Below are 20,572 nucleotides of genomic sequence, written 5' to 3' on the forward strand. Positions count from 1 at the left end.
GTATCGTTGTCTTCATAGCGATTAAAGCGAATGTCATTTTGTAGTGGCTGCAAAGGAGCATCAGGGTCTGTTGACACTATCTCGGGCTTGGCGTCTTCCACGCCAGGCATCATAACGACTTCAAAGGCGGTGCTGGCTTCAGTGTTAGGATTTTGACCGGGCTCCCAATACAGCAGTGATACGCGCAGCTCATGATCAGCCTCATACTCAAGCGGCCATGTATATAACTTGACGGTATTCTTGCCATTCTTTATGTATTGGGAGATAGGCAACCGTGTATCGAGATTGCTCGGTGTACCAGAAAAATTAAGCATGATGTCTTGTACGTCAATCGAAGATGCTAACCCATTAACGCTCCAGCGAACGCCAAACTGATACTCGGTTTCCTGTGCCATTGCCTGAGTCTCCATACTGAGTAATGCCGATAAAATAAGTGCGATAAGTGGTTTCATTTGACGATGTTAATCTCCGTTGTTGAATGCATGAAAAGCCCCCGTCCAACTGTCTGCCAGGCGGTAGGCGCGGGTGGTACCATCTGCTACCCAGCTGGCACCATCCTCGGTCTCGACCGTCTTGGCACTGCTCTGGGTTTGTCGGCTTCGGCCATTTGCACCTGGTTGGTTATCTCGCTCAGTTGCATCCCCTTTTTTATAGCCCTGCACACGTACCACCGCACCGGTGTGGGAAAGCTGGTAGCCCCACTGGTCGTTTTCGATGGCAATCGTGATACTGCCGCTGGTCGACACCTCGACCCCGTAATTAAAGACAGTTCTTTCGGTCCATAAGTGGTCGTAGTAGCCCATCATTCCTCCAGCAACGAGGGCTTTCAGGGTGATACTAATTTGCCCTTTAGGATTTTCAAGCCTGCCCTTCTTGTAGTTAAAGTCAGCGCGGAGCATATGATTGCCGAGCGTTTCTTCCGTGGGCTGAGGGCCAATTCCCAAGCCAACCTCCATATACAAATAGGGCGCAAATTGATAGCTGAGAGCCCATGTCTCTCTGCCTTTTTCGGCGTCGTTTAGGAAAGCAAGAAGGGAACGAGCGGCTATCCCCGTAGGTGTCACCCAGCCCCGCCAAGAACCTCCCACAACCTCTATTGCTTTTTTGAGGGCTTGATAGATATCAATGTTGATACCGCACTCGTAGGCGATTGAAAGTCCGGGGGTGATTTTCCAGGTTGCCCCGGGGGCTCCCTTCTCCTCGACCTGTTCAGTAGTGGCGCCTAGCATCAATTCAGGCCCATGGAAATATAAACTGAACGGCTTACTGCCATCATCCCCTGTGCCACTGAGACTGCTGGCAATACGTTGCGACGCATTGGTCAGAGTACCGATAAAGCGCTCAACTGTGTTTTGCTGTCGGCGTTGCTTCTCTGCCCGCCGCAGCGAGGGGCCGGAGTCGTAGGTTATGGTGTCACTTGGGCTAGTACCCAATGTTATTGTGTCGTTGTGACTGCCACAAACAAAGGTTAAGTCAGCGTGGAAGCCCCAGCCTTGGCGTTCTGTGATTTTCCTTACGCGCGACCCCATCTTCTGTTGACGGGCCAACTCGTGACCTTCTTTGTTTTCTACCGAGCGCGTGTCAACACTGGGCGGTGCCACCGTTATCAAGCCATCGAACTTTAGTTGCGGTAGCGTCACTGCCGTAAAGGTAAAGTCATTAGTGCCATCATAGGTGATACGGAAGGTCTGCTCATTTACCATGGCCGCGCGGTTCATCATCATATTCAGCAGCATGACAGCCACTTTAAGCGCAAGCTCAGCATCCGTCGGCACAAGGCCCATTAGTACACTGGGTATTGTAATAGGCGACACTGGCCGGGTCATCACCGTAAAATCGAGAGTCGTGGTCGCTCCTGGGGGAAGCTCAGTGCCGTTAAGTTCGTCGATCCAATATAGCGTGTGCTGCCCGTGCGAGCAGTCATCGGCCAGCGTTATCGCTACATTCCCTTCATCTTTAAGCTGTGTGCCCGCAAAAAAGTCTTCAAGGGTTCCTTCCCCCGTTACGAACTTATCAGCGACAAAATAAATTTTGCACTCGGTATCAACTAACTCGTTTTCACCTTGCAGAATCACACGCTGATTACTCTTGGCGTGGGTGTGACATACCACCTCAACTTTCTCGATACAGGGGGTTTGTGATGCACATACGGTACAAACGGCACCGAACTCGGGATCTTGAGCTTGGGGTCTCCCTTCAAGTACGGGTAGCGGCATAGGGGGAATCGGGCTTTCCGTGAGTGCTTCCCCATCATTTGCCAAGAAGTCGTTGTAGTGGTTTTGGGCAGTTATCGCCTCCAGTGATGCACGCTGAACGTCGTCTGCCTGCATAGCATTTTGGATCGACCTTAGCGTGGTCTCGGGGCTGGAGAAGTGCTCCGGTTGGTTTTGCGCTAAATACGCAATGTCTTCAATACTGGGTTGATAGCTCATGGACGTTCCTCGTCAGCGATGGGCCGATAGTTGTCTTCATGCTGACCGGTTTGTTGATAGGGGGCCAATAGCGCATGCCGTAGTCGCCCTCGGGGTAGCCACGCTTCCAGTAACTGGCACTTGCGCCAGCCAGCTAGTTTCGCGTTGCCGAGGATCCGCTTTGCATCGGGATGCTGCTGGGCAAAATCGGCACCCACCTCCAGCACACAAATAGTCAGTGTTTGGATCTGTTTCTTAGAGGCAAGCCCATAGCGCTGCCCTAGCTGTGTGGCATCGATCACCGCACGCATCCGCTCACCTTCGGATACCTGGGGGTAGCGCTCTCTAAGTGACCGCGCGAGGGCTTGGCTCGCCCGTGACTGGGCAAGCTCACCAAAGTGCTGATACTCCGCCTGCCCTATCGCAAACTGCCGCCCCTGGCCGTTGGCGGCGCGGGCATCGTCGCTAAGGCCAATGCGCACTAGGCGTCCTTGCACCTCGCGGGCATCTGTGTCCAGCTCCATCGCGGGGGTGAACTCAAATTCCGGCGGCAACGTCATCAACGGAGAAGCGGGAACGATCAGGGCATCCAAGGGGGCCATTAAAGCGGCCAGCTTCCAGGGCTCTAAGGCTTGGCTCATGTCCAGCGCTACCCGGGGGTCGTAGAAACGGAAGTAGACCGGCGCTTGATCGTTGGCGGGTGTCCATAGCATGGTGAACTTGCGCAGGTGGCTGCGCAGTTGCTTGAGGGTGGCGTGGGAGTGCAGCAGTATTCCCCAGTGCTGATCCTGGGGCAGGCTTTCCAGCCATTGGCGTAAGTCGCTGTCTGCTTCAAGGCGCACCAGCCAGGGGGCATTGGCCTGGGTGGCGCTATCCGTTGAGGCATACAGGCAGGCGCTTTGTGCCTCGGCCTGACTAAGGCGGGCCATGGCGTCTCGGCAGTTAACCCCATCGATGACCGCCCATAGCGGTGGCTGATGAGGGGCAAACAGCGCTTGCCAAGTGGTCTCTTGGTAGTTCACCGGTGGCAGGATCGCCGCCGGTGGGGGCTCCGGCACTTTCTCTGGTAAGAGGGGCAGCATCTCGCCATACGCCACCGGGTGTTGCGACGAGGTGGTGTGGGCTAGCTCCACCAACCCGTGGGCGATACCTTCGCGGCGGCAGCGCTGAAGCAGGGTTTCAATGGCATCAAGGCGGATCAGTCCTAGGCCGTCATCGTGACACTGCTGCTGCAACAGTGCTCTTACCTGGGCTTCGTCTTCGGCCAGCACCGCGGCCACGGTGACGGCTTCGTCGGCCTCTTCCTCCCAGCGCCTGGCACTGGGGGAATAGGCCATCACATGGCAGCGGGCCAACCAGTAGTCGGGCGTTGCCATGGGTTATTCCCCTTCGAGCGGGCAGTGGGAGACAAACGGGCTGCCTTCCCCTGCGGCGGCTTCCAACACAGCGGGGATGCTGGGCAGTGCCGCCGCGCTGGGCGATGCCGAGCCAACATTGAGTACCGGGGTAACATCCACACTGCCGCCGCCTACCACCAGCGCGGCGCCACCGGCAACCAGGGTGATTTTGCTGGCATCAAGGATAAGCTCGCCATCGGCTTTAAAGGTGATATCGCCATTGGCGTGGGTCTGGTAGCTACCACCCACCGTTAGCCCCCGGTCACCGTCCACCTGTTCGGTGTGGTGAGTGTGCACGGTGATATCACGATTGCCGTCGATGGTTTCAACACGATCCTTGGCGACCGCCAGGTGGGAGTTATTGCCAATGGTGGCGGTGTCGTCGAACTCGACCCGCTTCTGGCGCGAGTTGAGGACATGCAGCTCCAGGTTTTTCTGGGCATGCATGTAGATAAACTCTTCCCCGGCCTTGTCTTCAAAGCACAGCTCGTTAAAGCCTTCGCCTTGGTGGGTCTGGGTTTTGATCGTGGTGCGGGTTTTGTGCTCAGGGAGTAGGTACGGCGCTGTATTAGCGGCATGGTAAGTGCGCCCAGTGATCAACGGCTGGTCCGGATCGCCTTCAAGGAAAGAAATCGTGACCTCATGCCCGATCCGCGGTATGGCGATACTGCCGTAACCCGCCCCCGCCCAGCCTTGCGACACCCGTACCCAGCAGCTGGCCTTTTCATTAGGCTCCGCGTAGCGATCCCAAGGAAACTGCACCTTGACCCGGCCATACTCGTCACAGTGAATTTCTTCCCCTGGCGGCCCCACCACAAACGCCACCTGCGGGCCATCCACGCGTGGCTTGGGGTTGGGTGTTGCCCGCCAGGCTGTGTCGCCAGGCCCCAGCACCAAGGTGTTGTGGTAGCGGGTCATCCCGCCCGTATCGCTACTGGAAATACTATCTTCTTCCAGCGCTTGAGGTTGTTCGCCGTAGTGGGTGACCTCGATAAGCTGCCAGTCGCGGTTAAGGGCGTCGGCGTCGTGATCGGTGAGGGTAAAGCGCGCCCCTGGGGCGAGCTCGGGTAGGTCACTCTCGGCGTGAGCGGTGATTGCCTCTCGGCGCAGGTATTCAAGCCGCGTGCGGGTAAACGGCTTGCCGGAAGCGTCCCGCTTATAACGTCCTGGGTAGTCGTAGTGTTCATAGTCGGCACGTTGGCCGTGCTGCTCAACGTCGCGGCCCTGGTGCTCATGCAACTGTGCATAGCCAGGGTTCTTGAAGGTGTAGTCCTTCAGTGTGGCAGAGGAACTGGCCACCCGCGCTGTCTGGCGCAATTTACGCACATGGCGGGTGGGGGACGTTCCCCCGGCACGGCTGTGGTAGGTGCGTTCACCGAGAGTGCTGAGCATTTTAGGATCGTCGCTAAAGATCAGCCGGTGGGCGCCTGCCTCGAAGGTATGGTAGTAGAACAGCCCTTCTTCAGCGGCAAGGCGCTCGATAAAGGCAAGGTCGCTCTCGCGGTACTGCACACAGTACTCACGCTCGGCCAGTTCACGGGTCACGTCAAAGGTGACATCGCCAATGCCGCGCTCTTGGCAGAGGGTGGTGATAATCGTGATGGGCGTGACTTTCTGGAAAATACGCGAGTTGTGCCGCAGCGACAGCCGCCAAAGGGCGGGGCGTAGCACAAGTGAGTAGAAAGTGCGGCGATGACCGCGATCGCCTTGGGAAAATGCGCTAACAATGCCATGGATGTGGCGCAGCGCTTCTCCGCTGTGCCAAACGGTGAGCGTGGCGTCACGATCCAATAGTTCAGCGGCATTGAGTTGGCCATTGCGGCTAGCAAAGTTGAGCGTAAGCTCAAAGGGATTGGACAAGACCTCACGGTGAGTAAAATCCACCACGGCGACATCGTCTACGCCGGGCAGTGTGAGCGTAAAAGACAGACCGTTGCCGTTTGCCATCGCCTCCCTCCTTGGATCGACCATTGCTAATAAGAAGCGCTCAGGGTAGCGAGATAGCGTGAAGGTGCAACCATTTGCAGATACGAAGTGGAGGTAATTCAGGGACTTCCCGGCAATGACAGAACCCGAAAAACCAGAAATAATTAAATAAAATCAGTTGGTTGATAAAAACAAACTTATATGAACTTCCATATTTGTAAGAGATATCTTACAAAACTTTCCGAAATAGCTTACAAAAATACTTACACCATTTTTAAAAACGGCCTCATTTAAAACCTAACTAGGGCTCTCAACCCCAGACTAAGGTTACCTCCCACAATACATAGCGACACTCCATTGTGGGAGGCTGACTCTTTAAGCAATACGCTGCTCGGTCTCGGCATCGAATAGAATCGCTCGCCCCATATCAACGCGCAGTGCTAAGCGCTCCCCGGCAGCTACTGCACATTTAGGCCCGACGCGGGCGGTCACTTCCTGTTCGCCCAGCGGTAGGCGCAGCAGAATATCCGCCCCGGTAGGCTCCACCACTGCCACGCTGGCGCTTAGCAGCGTGCCTTCGGCTTGGGAGGTTAACCGCTCATCCTCTTCGCTGAAGTGCTCCGGGCGTAAGCCAAGAATTACCGGCTGGTTAAGCCGTTCGGCCATATCTGCAGCGATGCGCTCCTCCGGCCAGGGCAGCACCAGTTCATCCTCACCCGGCGTGGCAATCCGCAATTGATAACCACCGCTGTTATCTTCCAGAGTGGCGCGAATAAAGTTCATCGACGGCGAGCCCATAAAGCCAGCCACAAACATATCCACCGGGTTGTTGTAAACCTCATCCGGCGAGCCCAACTGCAGAATATGCCCATCGCGCATCACCGCAATGCAGTCGGCCAGGGTCATGGCTTCGACCTGGTCGTGGGTGACGTAAACAATGGTGGTGCCCAGGCGTTGGTGGAGCTTTTTAATCTCGGTGCGCATATCCACGCGCAGCTTGGCATCCAGGTTGGAGAGCGGCTCGTCAAACAGGTAGACCTTTGGCTCCCGAGCCAGCGCTCGCCCCATGGCCACCCGCTGACGCTGCCCGCCGGAAAGCTGTGCAGGTTTGCGCTCCAGCAGGTGAGTAATCTGCAGTAGATCGGCCACCCGCTCCACGGCGGCTTCCCGCTCTGGCTTGGGTACCTTGCGCATCTCTAGCCCGAAGCTGATGTTCTGGCGTACGGTCATGCTGGGGTAAAGCGCGTAGGACTGAAAGACCATGGCGATGTCCCGATCCGCAGGGGTGCGCCAGGTGACATCTTCACCATCGATATAAATATTGCCGGAAGTCACCGGCTCTAGCCCGGCAATGGCATTCATCAGCGTGGACTTACCGCAGCCCGAAGGGCCGACCAGAATCAAAAACTCGCCGGAATCAATCGAGATGCTGACATCTTTAAGCACCCGCTCGCTGCCAAACTCTTTGCGCACGTTGTGGATTTCTAACGCTGCCATAATGAGAATCCTATTATAAGACTGCTGACAAAGCTGTTAGCCCGGTCAGAACATCCCTTGGCGGGGGCGCTGTAAATCCCTCCCTGGACGCTACTTTCGCCATCCATGGCGAAAGACCCCCGCGACGGGTTGATTCTGACCTTGCCAATGCAATCTTTAGAAAGTTGTCATCAATCTGATTGTTATTAACCTTTCACGGAACCCGCTGTCAGACCGCGCACGAAGTATTTTCCCGCCAACACGTACACCACCAGGGTAGGCAGCGCGGCAATCATCGCCGCTGCCATATCGACGTTGTACTCACGCACGCCGGTGGAAGTATTCACTAGGTTGTTTAGCGCCACGGTAACGGGCTGGGTGTTGTGGGCTGAAAACGCCACGCCAAACAGGAAGTCGTTCCAGATTTGGGTGAACTGCCAAATCACCGAGACAACGATAATCGGTGCAGAAACCGGCAGCAGAATGCGCCAGAAGATGCGGAAAAAGCCCGCGCCGTCCAACTTCGCCGCCGACACCAGCTCGTTAGGGATACCCACGTAGAAGTTGCGGAAAAACAGCGTAGTAAAGGCGATGCCAAAGACCACGTGAACCAGGATCAACCCGGCGCGGGAGCTGGAGATACCCAGCCAGCCGAGGGTTTGCGCCATGGGCAGCAGCACCACCTGAAAGGGAATAAAGCAGCCAAACAGCATCAACGCGAAAACCAGTTCCGAGCCTTTAAAACGCCATTTGGTCAGCGCGTAGCCGTTCAGCGCGCCAATCGTGGTGGAGATCAGCACCGCCGGAATCACAATCGCAAAGGAGTTCCAGAAGTAGCCGCCAACGCCATCGCAGCGCATACCGGTACAGGCTTCACCCCAGGCTTTTGTCCACGGTGCCAGGGTGGGGTTTTGCGGCAATGAGAGCAGCGAACCGGCGCTGATTTCGCTCAACGGCTTCACCGAGGTCATCAGCATGACCACCAGCGGCAGGATATAGAACAGCGCGGCGAGTATCAGCACGCTATACAGCAGGACACGGCCCAGCCGCGCAGCGGGCGTCTGCCGACGAATCACATTAGCCATGCTTGCGGCTCCTTAGTTCGGAGTAGAGATAAGGAATCAAAATCGCCAGCACGCCGCCCAACATCAGCATGGCGCTGGCCGAGCCCAAGCCAATTTGCGCCCGGGTGAAAGCGTGAGCGTACATAAAGGTGGCGGGTAAGTCGGTGGCGTAGCCAGGCCCGCCGCCGGTGAGCGCCACGACCAGGTCAAAACTCTTGATCGCGATATGGGCCAAGATCATCACCGCGCTGAACACTACCGGACGCAGACACGGCATGACCACGCGCAGATAAATCCGCGGCAGACTGGCGCCATCCAGCTGGGCTGCCTTGATAATGCTGTCGTCGATGCCCCGCAGCCCGGCTAAAAACAGCGCCATTACAAAACCAGATGCTTGCCACACGGCGGCAATCACCAGGGTATAAATGGCCATGTCCGGGTCAACAATCCAGTCAAAACGAAACGACTCAAAGCCCCAGCCTTGCACCATCGCCTGGATACCCAACTGCGGGTTAAGCAGCCACTTCCACACCACCCCGGTGACGATAAACGACAGCGCCATGGGGTAGAGGTAAATCGTGCGCAGCGCGCCCTCCTGACGAATTTTCTGATCAAGCAATATGGCCAGCAGCGCGCCAATCACCAGGCAGACCGCGACAAACAAAACGCCAAAAATCATCAGGTTGGTGGAGGCGACCCACCAGCGCTCATTGGCCATTAAGCGAGCGTACTGACCAAAGCCGACAAAGTCGTAGCTAGGCAGCATGCGTGAGCTGGTGAGAGACAGCACGAACGTCCACAGCATAAAGCCGTAAACAAAGAACAGTGATATCGCCACGGATGGCGCTAACACCAAACGAGGTAACCACGCCTGCAAACCGCCGGAGGGCGTCGACCGCTTAGCGCCAAGTGCTAAAGGCGTCGCAGAGGTATTTTTCATGGGGAGGGAATCTCTCATTGAAGAAGTATCCTTGCCAAGCAGCACAGTGTTCTTGCTAAGCAGATTAGGCGCCGCCGTTGCAGCAGCGCCTGAAGAACGCTAACGCTAGAAAAGCCTAGAAAGAGGCCGCTTCGGCGGCGCTCACCATACGTTCCGCCGCTTCTTCAGCAGGCATATCGGCGTCGTTGAAGTAGTTGGTTACCACATCAAAAATAGCACCCTGTACATCAGCACGTACGGCCATACCGTGGGCCATACTGGGCACTAAACCACCCTCTTCGGCGGTGCGCTGAAAGTCGGCTAGGGATTGCTGGGCACAGCTATCGAATTCGCTCATGTCCAGGTCAGGGCGCGCGGGTATCGAGCCTTTGGCAAGGTTAAACGCTTCTTGGAAGGTGGGTTCAAGCACCAAACGGGCTAGCGCCTGCTGGGCCTCGCGCTCTTCGTCGTCGGTGACCCGGAACATGGCCAGGCTATCGATATTGAAAGTGAACGCATCTTCAGTGCCCGGGGCTGCCGCACACAGATAATCTTCCCCGGCGGTTAGTCCAGCTGCGGTAAACTCGCCCTTGGCCCAATCGCCCATGAGCTGGAACCCGGCAACGCCTTGAATCACCATGGCCGTAGCGACATTCCAGTCGCGTCCGGGCATGCCTTCATCCATCAACTCTCGGGTACGCTTGAAGTCTTCAAGGGCATCGATCATTTGTTCGCCGCCCAGCGCTTCAGGGTCTAGCTCTACCAGCGCCTGCTGATAAAACTCGCTACCCTGTCCGCCTAACAGCACGCTTTCAAATACCGTCGCGTCCTGCCATGCCTGGCCACCGTGCGCCAGCGGCACGAAACCCGCTTCGCGGATGGCCTCGCCTGCTTCGAAAAGCTCGTCCAGCGTGGTGGGCATCTCAACCCCTGCTGCCTCCAGCACTTCCGGGTTGGCCCACAGCCAGTTTACCCGGTGCACGTTGACAGGCACCGCCACGTATTGGCCGTCGTGGCGCATAATGTCGGCGACGACTTCAGGGAGTAGTTCATCCCAACCTTCGGCATCGGCAACGCTATTCAAGTCACCAAGCAGGCCCAGCTCACCCCACTCCTGAATTTCGGGGCCTTTAATTTGCGCTGCAGAGGGCGGATTGCCCGACATGGCACGGGATTTAAGCACCGTCATGGCGGTTTCACCACCGCCCCCTGCCACGGCGAAGTCCTGCCAGCCGTAGCCTTCGGCTTCCATTAACTCTTTGAGCACATTGGCAGCGCGAGCTTCGCCGCCGGACGTCCACCAATGCAGCACTTCGACTTCATTAGCTTGAGCGGTAGTGGCGAGCGTGGCGCCAGCCAGAGCAAGCGCGAGGGTCGTCTTCTTTAACGTCGACATGGAGTCACTCCTTATATTGTTATTGTCCTCTCGGACGTGCGACATCCAAGAGGTTACGCCAAGGCGAGCGTCAACGTGAGTTACCGAGTACTGCATAGTGTTGGGGTTTTATTACAAACCTGTAATAGTTTCCTGGCGGGGCAGTGACAGCGTTACCACGAGCCCACCATCAGCATGGTTGGCGAGCGTAATGTCACCGCCGTGGGCACGCGCAATATGCCGAGCGATACCTAGCCCCAGGCCGCTACCGCCGGTGTGTCGGCTGCGTGAGGGCTCTAGACGGACAAAGGGCGAAAACACCCGCCCTAGCTGCTCTTCGGGAATGCCGGGGCCATGATCACGAATATGCAGTGTGACCGCGCTCCCCCGGTCAATTAGCGCTACATCGGCCTGCTTGCCATAGAACACCGCGTTTTCTAGCAAATTGGCCAGGCAGCGTTTGAGTGCCATCGGCTTGGCGATCAGTGGTGCTAATGGAGGGCTGTTTTTCTCAATAGTCACTTGCCCGCCCTGCAGGCTTAGTTCTTCCCCCAGTTCTTCAAGCAGTGACGCCAGCGAGACGGGAGCAGGCTCTTCGTGCAGATCCAAGCCTTTCACAGAGGCCAAGGCGCCCTTTACCAGGCTGTCTAATTCATCCAGCGAAGCGCAAAAGCGCTCCCGCTGATAGTCGTCCTCGAGCATTTCAGCGCGCAGCCGCATACGGGTTAAGGGCGTTTTCAAGTCATGGGAAATCGCCGAAAACAGCCGCTCACGCTCCTCAATCTGCTCGCGGATGCGCCGCTGCATACGATTGAACGCCGCGGCGGTGGCGGCCACTTCTTTGGGGCCGCTCTCCCGTAGTGGCGGCATATCCAAATCATCGCCCAACTGATGCGCTGCCCGTGAAAGCCGCGCCAGCGGTCGGGTGACGCTGGAGATACCCAAAAACGAGAGCGCCAGCACACTTAGCAGCACCAGCAGCCCGACCAGCAAACGCTCTTCAGAGAGCCAACGATAACCGCTGAAGATATCCGGGACGCCCAGCAGCGTGGCCACATACAGCCAGGTGTCTGGGGCAAGCTCTAGCTGAACCACTAATATCGGCGGCGAGAGCGGTTCCATCAGCAGGCTGTGCTGCCCCCAGCGCGGCGGCAAGTCGTAAAGCAGCACTTCGTTATTGAGCACCCGCAGGTTTTCCGGACGGGAGAACTCGACAATCACATCATCGATATTGAGCTGCTGGGTGAGTACCGAGCGCACATTATTGACCACTACCTGTTTTTCTGGCCCCGAGCCGATATCGTCGATCGCGAGCCTGCGTTCGTTGACGCTAACAAAAAAACGCGTGCCGCCCATATTGCGCAGTTGATCCAGCACGATATGGCGGTAGTCCACAGGCAGCGAGCGGAAAAACTTCATGGTGGAGGCGATGCTAAACGCCATATTAGTGGACAGCTCATCCAGCTGGGCCAAATGGCTGGAGCGCACCTGGGATGTCCAGATCGCATAGCTGGCCCCTTGGGCGACCAATACACCGGCGATCATGATGATCACAAAGCGCCCGCGCAGCGAAGCCGGTAGCCAGCGAGATAAGCGGCGCCGGGTATTTGCCCACCACTTATTTGCCCACCACTCCCGACTCACGTTAATGCGTCTACTTGAGCGGTTAATACGTAGCCCGCCCCGCGCACCGTGCGAATCAGCTGCGAGTGCTGGGCGTCTTCACCCAACCGTTGGCGCAGGCGACAAACGTGAACATCAATGGAGCGATCAAGCGGCGGCGCATCACGCCCACGGGTAAGTGCATAGAGATCGTCCCGGGTGAGCACCTTGGCGGGGTGCGCTAAAAACACCTGCAGTAACTGAAAGTCAGCCCCCGAAAGTGCGGCGCGCTCGCCCTGCAGGTCAATCAGCTCGCGGGTCATGCGGTCGAGCTGCCAATTACCAAAACTGACCCAACGCGCCTGCCCGGCGGGCAGTTCAGGCGGCGCACTGCGGGTACGCCGCAGCACCGCTTTAATACGCGCCAGCAGTTCACGGGGGTTAAACGGCTTGCCTAGATAATCATCAGCGCCTAACTCAAGGCCAAGAATACGGTCGGTCTCATCGGCGCTGGCGGTCAGCATAATAATCGGCACATCGCTGTGCTTTCTAACGTCGCGGCAGATGGTAAAGCCGTCGTCACCGGGCAGCATTAGATCGACAATCAGCAAGTCAGGGGCATGTTCAGCGCGCAGAACATGCAGCGCTTCAGCACCCTCCGCGGTAAATACCCGGTAGCCATGCCGCCCCAGGTAGTCCGCGAGCAGTTCACAAATTTCCGGATCATCATCGACCACAATCAAGGTAGCAGGGGGTGTCGTCATCGCAGCGGTTGTCGCCCTACGTTGTTGTCGTTTTATTGGGCGTTGATGATGGTCGAGGGTTCTGTACATCTCAAGCCCTCTTCGACTAATGACGAAATCACCCGTGGCTACGCTATTTCTGCGTATTAATAAGAATGCTTACATAAACATACAATATTTACTTAACATTTTGGAGCAAGCTGCCGATATTAACTATTATCATTAAGAAATACCTAGGACTTCTACAAACGTAGTAATCGCTGTTAAGCAAAGTCACAAGGAGGTATCGCAATGACAATCGGTATTGGTTCACCTACTCCATCGGCGTCACAAACGACGTCTGGTAACCGCACCCAGGACGTATCAGCCAAAGGCACTGCACAAGGCGACAATACAGCGCCTTCTTCGGGTTCACAAAAACCATCAAGCCAACTTTCCACGTTGGCTCAGCAGTTAAGCGACAGCGCCCTACGAGCTGAAGAGCGTGATGCCAGTCTGGATCGTAAAGCGTTAGGGCAAAAAGCCGATGCGTTGCTTCAGCCAATAACTCGGGACTTTCATCTTCACCGTGCAAAATATGATGCTGAAGTCCCCAATACAGACGACCCCGAACTATTGGAGCGAGCAAAACAAGCCACCTCCTTTGTGAATGGCAAAGGCAGCAACCCCTTTAGCGGCCTATCGCAAGACCAACTAGCACTGATTATTTATGACGATAGCGGCACGTTTACTACCAATGAGCGAAAAGCCGCTTGGAAAGAAGAATATGCTCAAGATCAAGTATGGAGACAAGCTGTCGTAGCCCGTGGCAAATTGGAGTACAGCCAAACCGGCAAGATGACCAACTTCTTCAAAGAAGTACTGGGGAATTACAACGATCTGCCCCCCATCATGCAGGCACAATACCCCGACTTCTATGCCCCGCGCCTTGAGCACCTGATCGAGATGGACTTCAACTTTATGACCCACCGCGCCGAAGGCAAAGGGGCACCTGAAGATATTTTTGACATACTGATGTCAAGTGAAGACTTCGCTAACCTTGGCAAACGCTTTGCTAACTCAACGGTTAGTTGAAGGATGGGTAGTGCCATTGGGATTCACCTAAATACCTAGTTCCCTGCTGAAAATAATACATCGTTTTTATTTTAGTTACTGATTGGAGAGGACATGGAAATCCATAGCTCAGGAAATAGTGTAGGGAGTAGGTATCTCACCAATTCCACAATAACGCCTAAAACATATGAAGCTGGCAAAAAAGCCAGCTTCACTGAAAATAAAAACACTAACGTCATTAACGATAAGCAAGCTCAAGCAAGTAGCACGGTGTCAATAAGTGGTCGTGCTCTTATGATTGCTAAACTGTTTGGCTCTGGTGCCAAAGAGCCGCCAGTGTTGCCAAGCGTTCGCACTAATGGGGATTATCTGGGGGTTTCACCTCAACACTTTTTGACCCATGAGGATCGAAATCTGCTAGCAGATATGTATGAGGTAGCGCAGGAACAAGGGGCAGATTTAAAGTACGTCAGCATGCTAGCAGGGGATCTTGGTTCATATCGACAGCATGATAATGGCAGTATGATGGGGAATTTTAATGACGGTCATCAATACGATAGTGAGGGACGTTTAACCACGGTCAGCTTTACCGATGCAGACGCTACTACGGCTGAACGTATTCAGAATAGCGATGCTATTAGCTCCACGCGGATAGACAAAGGTTTCCTGAGTTATATCCTAGACCCTGGTCACAGTATTGGTCGCAGCAGCAATTTTGAGTTTCTTGAGCAGATGGTTTCTAGATTTTCAACCAATGGCAACAATACCACCCCGCTCGACCCGAAGTTCTCCACCTTTGCTTATAACGAAAACAAATACATCATGCATACGGCGGATGAGGTAACGCTCAATATCCCCCGAGACACTTCCAGCGCTGACGAAGACACTTCACGCGAAGCACTCATGGCCGATGCCAAAGACTTACCTCAACGGCTTAACTTAAGCCTGTTAGAAGCTTTTATTGGCAAGAACGATGAAAAACCTTCCGAGCGCGGTTTTTTAACGAAATTGTTTGATTGGTTAAAACCGCCAGCGAATAAGTAAAGCGTAACGTTAGTCTTTGAACAGCTCATCAAGGGAGTTGGCGGTCAAGATAGCAGCCGACCACTCCTCCAACTGCTCAGGCGTTGCCTGCCCTAAGCGCTGTTCCGCCCAAACAGGCAGCTCGTCAAATTTGAGGCCGAGTTGCTTGCGCAGGATACGCTGGGCTTCTTCCTGTCGGCCTTCTTGACGACCTTCCAAACGCTCTTTCTTTACCAAGTTCTCTAAGTTCTCTGCCAACATATCTTTATCCTCCACCAAACTGTTGAGCTGGCTCAGATTGACCTCAGCCCCAAGCCGCTGCAAGTGATTAAGCAAAGAGACCTAAAGAATACGAGGCTCTACAGCCCAAAGCGCTTTTTCAGCCACTTGGCAACAGCGGCTTCGCCGTGGTGGCCGATGCGTTCAGCGCCGGAGACACGGTCAAACAGATCAGGGTGGGCGTTGGCCATTACCTGGGCCTCCCCTGCCAAATCGAGCATTTCGGTATCGTTAAGATTGTCACCAAACGCTAAACACTCTGCAGGCGTTAAGTCCAACCGTTCCAACAGTGATGACAGCGCGACGCCTTTATTGACCCCGCCCGCCATAATTTCCAGTGAATCAATCGTGGAGTAGGTGATGTGCAGCGCGTCGCCGTGGGCGTCATGGGCCTCTCCTTCCAGCTTTTTTAGCGCCTTTGGATCGCCCAGATAAAGTACTTTGCCCACGCCGTTAGTGTCCATCTGATTGGGGGGCACGACTTGATAGCCAAAGCCGGTAGTGGCGTGTAGCAATAATAGGTGTGGAGCCTCTGCATCAATATGCCAGCCGCTCTCGCGGTAGAGATTCAACCGCACCTGGGGCGGACGCGGCAGACCGATCAGCGTCTTGGCATGCTCAGGCGCAAGGTGATTCGCCGCCAGCAAGGTATCTTCAGGATCATGAACATAGGCGCCGTTAGTGCTGATCAAGTGCAGCGGAATAGCCAACTGATCACGAAACACCTTCATATCGTGGTAGTGACGGCCCGAGGCAAGCGCGACATGATGCCCCTGCTCCACCAATGCCCTTAGCACCTCGACGGTGTTTTCGTGTAGAGAGTGGTCGCTTCCTAATAGGGTGCCATCGAGGTCAGAAACAATCAGGCGAGGTGTCATAGCGCGCTCCATGAATATGAAAGTTTAGCTTAACCGATTCATCCTTGACGCTCCTAGACAGATCGAGATTAAACAACCAGACAGAATGTACATGGCCGCCCTTACTCCTCTGGGGCGGCCTGATCGCTAAATTAGGGCAATGATAGCCCCAAGGCCACCGAGTTTGCCCGTGCACCGATTAACACATGGATTACCCCACGCTCCAAACGCTGCACGCCGTGAGCGCCCAGTCTGGTCAAGGCCGCCTCATCTAGTGCAGCGGCATCGGCCAGCTCCAAGCGCAGTCGAGTGGAGGCAACGGCCGTCGCGCTGCGCACATTCTGTTCCCCCCCCAGGGCCTGCTGCCAGGCCAGTCTATCCAGGGAATCGATAGGTGCCACATCAGTTTCTGGAGTTGCTTTGGCGCTAGAATTTTCTTGGTCGGCCTGTCGCTCTGGTGCTTCAGCGCTAAGTGTATTGCGGATCTCATCAGCTACGCCGTCTGCAATCGGCCCTACGATGACCTGAACACCACCACCTTGCAGACGCAGCAGCCCCCGCGAGCCCAGTGCCTTAAGGGCAGCTTCGTCGATAGCGTCGGGATTCTCTAACACCAAGCGCAGCCGAGTGGTGCACGCACCAACGCTTTGTAGGTTGGTTGCCCCGCCTAGGGCCGCAACAAAGGCTGGGCCTCGCTCACTAGGAGCGGCTTCCGCCACAACGGGCGCGATTATCTCGGGTTCACGGCCCGGCGTAGGTAGGTCGAAACGTACAATCGCCCAGCGAAAAATCGTGTAGTAAATAACGAAGTAGGCCAACCCTACCGGCAGCATCAGCCAACCGTTGGTAGAAAGCCCATACGAGAGCGCGAAGTCGAAGGCCCCTGCGGAGAAGGTGAAGCCAAGCTTCACATTCAGCCAGTGCAGCAGCGCCATGGAAACACCCGTTAGTACCGCGTGCATGCCATAAAGCAGCGGCGCCAGGAACATAAAGGTGAATTCGATAGGCTCAGTGACACCGGTCAGGAAAGCCGTCAACGCTAGCGAAAGTAACAAGCCGCCCACCTGGGCACGGCGCCCTTTTGGTGCTGCATGGTACATAGCCAACGCCGCTGCTGGTAAGCCAAACATCATTACTGGGAAGAAACCGGTCATAAAGCGCCCTGCTGCAGGGTCGCCAGCAAAGAAACGATTTAGGTCACCGTTGGCCACTACCCCAGAGGCTGTTTCGAAGCTGCCAAAGACAAACCACACCAGGCTATTCAGCACGTGGTGAAGTCCAGTCACAATCAACAAACGATTGATTGTTCCGTAGACGAAAAGCCCCAGTTCGCCCGCACTGATCAGCCACTGACCAAGGGAATCAATACCATGTTGGATAGGTGGCCAGACCAACCCAAAAGCGACGCCCAATGCCACCGCAGCTAAGCCAGTGGCAATAGGTACGAAGCGTCGCCCACCAAAAAAAGCCAAGTATTCAGGAAGTTGAATCGACTTGTAACGATTATAAAGCAGGCCTGCAACGCTGCCGGAAATAATCCCTGCCAGCACGCCCATATCGATCTCGGGATTGAGAGCGGTAAGCACCGCATCCAGCACCAAGTAGCCGATCACCCCAGCCAAGCCAGCAGCGCCGTTGCTATCATCCGCGAAGCCTACGGCTAAGCCGATGGCAAAAATCAGTGCCAGATTGGCGAAAATAGCCTCACCAGCGCCAGCAATGAAGGCGATATTCAGCAAGTCAGGCTGACCAAGGCGCAGTAATAGGCCTGCGATAGGCAGCACCGCGATAGGTAGCATCAGTGAGCGGCCAAGCCGCTGAAGCCCGCCCATCAGGCGAGAACCGAAGGTCGTGGAAGACATATCAGTACCTCTCAAGGGTCGTTGTTGTTATATCGGTATGGTTGGCCCGGGTCAGCCATGCGCTTAAGTGCTGGCGCACAGCAGCAGCATCGTCTAGAGCCAGTAGTGTGGGAAGTTCATTTGCCAGCGCGGCAGCGTTAAGGCAACGCAAGGCGGCTTTCACGGCAGGTACACGTGCAGGTTCTACCGAAAGTTCGTCGACACCCAGCGCGACGAGAAGGAGTGCGGCCCGCTCATCGCCTGCAGCGGCACCGCACACTCCTACGGGACAGTGTCCCTTCGCGCCGTCTAGCGTCGCCTGGATCAACCGTAATACAGCGGGATGCAACACATCAGCTCGCGCGGTAAGCGTTGGATCCTCGCGATCCATCGCCAGGGTGTACTGGGTTAGATCGTTGGTACCGATTGAGAGAAAATCTGCCTCAACGGCGAGGCTTCTTGCGCATAGAGCGGCGCTAGGCACCTCGATCATGGCACCCAGGCGCGGCCGTGCGTTAAGCCCCATTTCACTGGCCAACGCATCTAGCCGCTGGCGCACTACGCGTAGCTCGCCAACCTCACTGACCATAGGCAGCATGATATGCAACGTTTCCAACGGTGTGACGCCGAGCAACGCCCGAAGCTGGGTCTCAAGCAGTTCTGGGTGACTCGCCCACAAACGGGCACCCCGCACGCCCAGCGCTGGGTTAGGCACTGACGGCAACCGCAGGTAAGGAAGCTGCTTGTCTGCACCGATATCCAGGGTACGAATAATCACAGGTTTGCCACCTAAGGCTTCTAAAGCAGCCTGATACTCGTCACGCTGAAAGGTCTCGCTGGGGGCGCTATCTCGCTCCAGAAAAAGGAATTCGCTTCGCAGTAGCCCCACACCATCAGCGCCCGACTCCGCTGCCAGACGCGCGTCTTCGGCTCCACCGATATTGGCGCACACCTCAATTTTTCGACCGTCCAGAGTGATCGCTGGCTCATGCGCTAACGCCTGCGCTCTCTTGGTCTCATGGAAACGGGTGCCAATCCGCTCTGCCACTTCCGCCCGTTGAGCAGGGCTAGGTGTCAGCGCCAAACGTCCGTTTTCCGTATCTAGAATAGCGCTCTCGTTCGTGGCGCTATTAGCAGCGTCGATCAAACCCGCCCCCATGGCTACTAAACACGGAATGCCTCGAGCGCGTGCCAAAATAGCCACATGGGAAGTCGTGCCGCCGCCCGCTAGACAAAGCCCTGCAGGATGCTGGGTAGCAATAGCTACCAGCTCCGAAGGTGTCAGTTCCTCAGCAACGACGATGGCACCCTTAGGCAGCTCAGGAAGTACCGCTTGCTGGTCGTCGCTTAGTTCCACCATCACATGGCGCTGCAAATCACGCAGATCAGTAACCCTGGCGGCAAGCAGCGTATTTCCGCTCGCCGCAAGCCGTGCGGCTTCGGTATCCAGCGCCTCTCGCCAGGCTTGGCCAGCACTGCACCCTTCACCTATGTGCTCCCCAGCTGCTGCCACCAAATCGGGATCTTCTAGCCAGGCACCATGAGCAGCAAAGATTTCCGCCTCAGCGCTCTGCCCCTGGCGCGTCGCTTGCGCTTCAGCCTGGGCTAACGCCTCGCCGACTCGTAACAGCGCCTTTCTCAAGCGAGCCGTCTCAACGGCTTCGCTCTCGCCCATCAAGGGCACGGCAGGTAGCGGCAATTGATAAGAGACAAGCGGGCCGATGGCTAAACCAGGGCTAGCCACTAAGCCAGCCAGTTCGCCCTCTTTAAGTGTCACTGCGGTTAATCTAGATGACGCAGGCGCGTTATGTTCCTCCGCCTCTGGAGTGGTCAACAGCCGCTCGGCGGCATCCAGCGCTGCCTCAGCAGCCTCACCCTGGGCAGTCAGTTTTAACGCTGCGCCTTCTGTCAGGCCCAAGTTCATTAATGCACTAAGACTATCCGCGCTAGCACTGTCAGCATTGTCAGTTGAACACGCAAGTTGCACCGTCAGGTTAACGCGATGCTTTCGGGCAATAGCGCGAAGCCGGGCAGCGGGTCGCGCATGCAGCCCCGATGCTAAGGCTAGGGTGACCCGGCGCTCAGCTAACGGCCCATCAGCACGTGTATCGGCAAGCTCGACGGCAGTGCGGGTTAGCACCAGTAAGGGTTCACCAAGTGAAACCTGCTCACCCTCGCGGTGCTGCGGCGGCATTAATTGCCAACCAGCCGCCTCGGTAATCACCAGTGGGGTAATCAGCGCACTTGCCCCCCGCGCTAGCGCATCGGCATCAAAGCGGCACAGCGGGTCGCCAGCGCGCACTTGATCACCTACGGCGACCAAAGGCTCGATACCTTCCCCTTTTAACTCAACCGTATCCAGGCCTAGGTGAAGCAGTAATTCAACACCAGCCTCAGTTCTCAAGGTGAACGCATGATGGGTACGAGCGCACTGCACCACTTCACCATCACAGGGCGCATGCAGGCACTCGCCCAACGGATCAAGAGCAATGCCCCCCCCCAGGGTTAGGCTGGCGAAAACCGGATCAGGTACCGCCGTTAGGGGTACCACAACTCCCATCACGGGGGCCTGCAGTGTTAATGATTGACTAGAATCTGACATGGGA

15 protein-coding genes and 1 pseudogene are annotated in these 20,572 nt (G+C 56.1%); 2 read left to right on the top strand and 14 right to left on the bottom strand.

Annotation, left to right across the window (positions count from 1 at the left end):
• From J7J49_RS00685 to J7J49_RS00730, 10 genes and pseudogenes are all read right to left on the bottom strand, one after another.
• Positions 1–395: pseudogene (locus J7J49_RS00685) on the bottom strand (hypothetical protein); the annotation flags it as partial.
• A 66-nt stretch (positions 396–461) separates the two neighbouring features.
• A complete protein-coding gene (locus J7J49_RS00690; RefSeq protein ID WP_215089403.1) occupies positions 462–2,432 on the bottom strand; it encodes a hypothetical protein in 1,971 nt (656 codons plus the stop codon).
• Positions 2,429–3,787, bottom strand: coding sequence for a DUF4123 domain-containing protein (locus tag J7J49_RS00695; RefSeq protein WP_215089405.1), 1,359 nt, complete (start codon positions 3,785–3,787; stop codon positions 2,429–2,431). The genes J7J49_RS00690 and J7J49_RS00695 overlap by 4 nt, the downstream gene beginning before the upstream one ends.
• A gap of 3 nt (positions 3,788–3,790) precedes the next feature.
• Positions 3,791–5,755: a type VI secretion system Vgr family protein gene (locus J7J49_RS00700; RefSeq protein WP_215089407.1), complete on the bottom strand. Its 1,965-nt coding sequence runs from the start codon at positions 5,753–5,755 to the stop codon at positions 3,791–3,793.
• A gap of 354 nt (positions 5,756–6,109) precedes the next feature.
• Entirely contained in the window at positions 6,110–7,231 is a 1,122-nt protein-coding gene (locus tag J7J49_RS00705; protein ID WP_215089409.1) for an ABC transporter ATP-binding protein, read from the bottom strand.
• A 185-nt stretch (positions 7,232–7,416) separates the two neighbouring features.
• Positions 7,417–8,295 (bottom strand): carbohydrate ABC transporter permease, encoded by an 879-nt coding sequence (locus tag J7J49_RS00710; protein ID WP_215089411.1) that lies wholly within the window; start codon positions 8,293–8,295, stop codon positions 7,417–7,419.
• Positions 8,288–9,214, bottom strand: a complete 927-nt coding sequence (locus J7J49_RS00715) for a carbohydrate ABC transporter permease (RefSeq protein WP_215089413.1) — start codon at positions 9,212–9,214, stop codon at positions 8,288–8,290. Before J7J49_RS00715 ends, J7J49_RS00710 begins: the two co-directional genes overlap by 8 nt.
• Positions 9,215–9,329: 115 nt before the next feature.
• Entirely contained in the window at positions 9,330–10,589 is a 1,260-nt protein-coding gene (locus tag J7J49_RS00720; protein WP_215089415.1) for an ABC transporter substrate-binding protein, read from the bottom strand.
• 111 nt (positions 10,590–10,700) lie between these two features.
• A complete protein-coding gene (locus tag J7J49_RS00725; protein ID WP_251048079.1) occupies positions 10,701–12,113 on the bottom strand; it encodes an ATP-binding protein in 1,413 nt (470 codons plus the stop codon).
• 95 nt (positions 12,114–12,208) lie between these two features.
• A complete protein-coding gene (locus J7J49_RS00730) occupies positions 12,209–12,934 on the bottom strand; it encodes a response regulator (RefSeq protein WP_064233884.1) in 726 nt (241 codons plus the stop codon).
• Positions 12,935–13,204: 270 nt separating this feature from the next.
• Here J7J49_RS00730 and J7J49_RS00735 point away from each other — a divergent pair, with 270 nt between their 5' ends.
• Positions 13,205–13,987 carry a hypothetical protein gene (locus tag J7J49_RS00735; RefSeq protein WP_215089419.1) on the top strand — a complete coding sequence of 261 codons (783 nt, stop codon included), beginning with the start codon at positions 13,205–13,207 and terminating at the stop codon, positions 13,985–13,987.
• A gap of 93 nt (positions 13,988–14,080) precedes the next feature.
• Positions 14,081–15,010, top strand: coding sequence for a hypothetical protein (locus J7J49_RS00740; protein WP_215089421.1), 930 nt, complete (start codon positions 14,081–14,083; stop codon positions 15,008–15,010).
• 9 nt (positions 15,011–15,019) lie between these two features.
• Here J7J49_RS00740 and J7J49_RS00745 read toward each other — a convergent pair whose 3' ends face one another.
• From J7J49_RS00745 to ptsP, 4 genes are all read right to left on the bottom strand, one after another.
• On the bottom strand, positions 15,020–15,250 hold the full coding sequence (locus tag J7J49_RS00745; protein ID WP_215089423.1) for a DUF4351 domain-containing protein: 231 nt from the start codon (positions 15,248–15,250) through the stop codon (positions 15,020–15,022).
• Between the two features lie 98 nt (positions 15,251–15,348).
• Positions 15,349–16,146 (bottom strand): HAD family hydrolase, encoded by a 798-nt coding sequence (locus tag J7J49_RS00750; RefSeq protein WP_215089425.1) that lies wholly within the window; start codon positions 16,144–16,146, stop codon positions 15,349–15,351.
• 131 nt (positions 16,147–16,277) lie between these two features.
• Positions 16,278–17,987, bottom strand: coding sequence for an N-acetylglucosamine-specific PTS transporter subunit IIBC (nagE, locus tag J7J49_RS00755; RefSeq protein WP_215089427.1), 1,710 nt, complete (start codon positions 17,985–17,987; stop codon positions 16,278–16,280).
• A 1-nt stretch (position 17,988) separates the two neighbouring features.
• Entirely contained in the window at positions 17,989–20,568 is a 2,580-nt protein-coding gene (ptsP, locus tag J7J49_RS00760; protein WP_215089429.1) for a phosphoenolpyruvate--protein phosphotransferase, read from the bottom strand.
• Positions 20,569–20,572: the final 4 nt, after the last annotated feature.

Origin of the sequence: Halomonas sp. ISL-56, from assembly GCF_018612805.1 — a bacterium.
GTDB lineage: Bacteria > Pseudomonadota > Gammaproteobacteria > Pseudomonadales > Halomonadaceae > Vreelandella.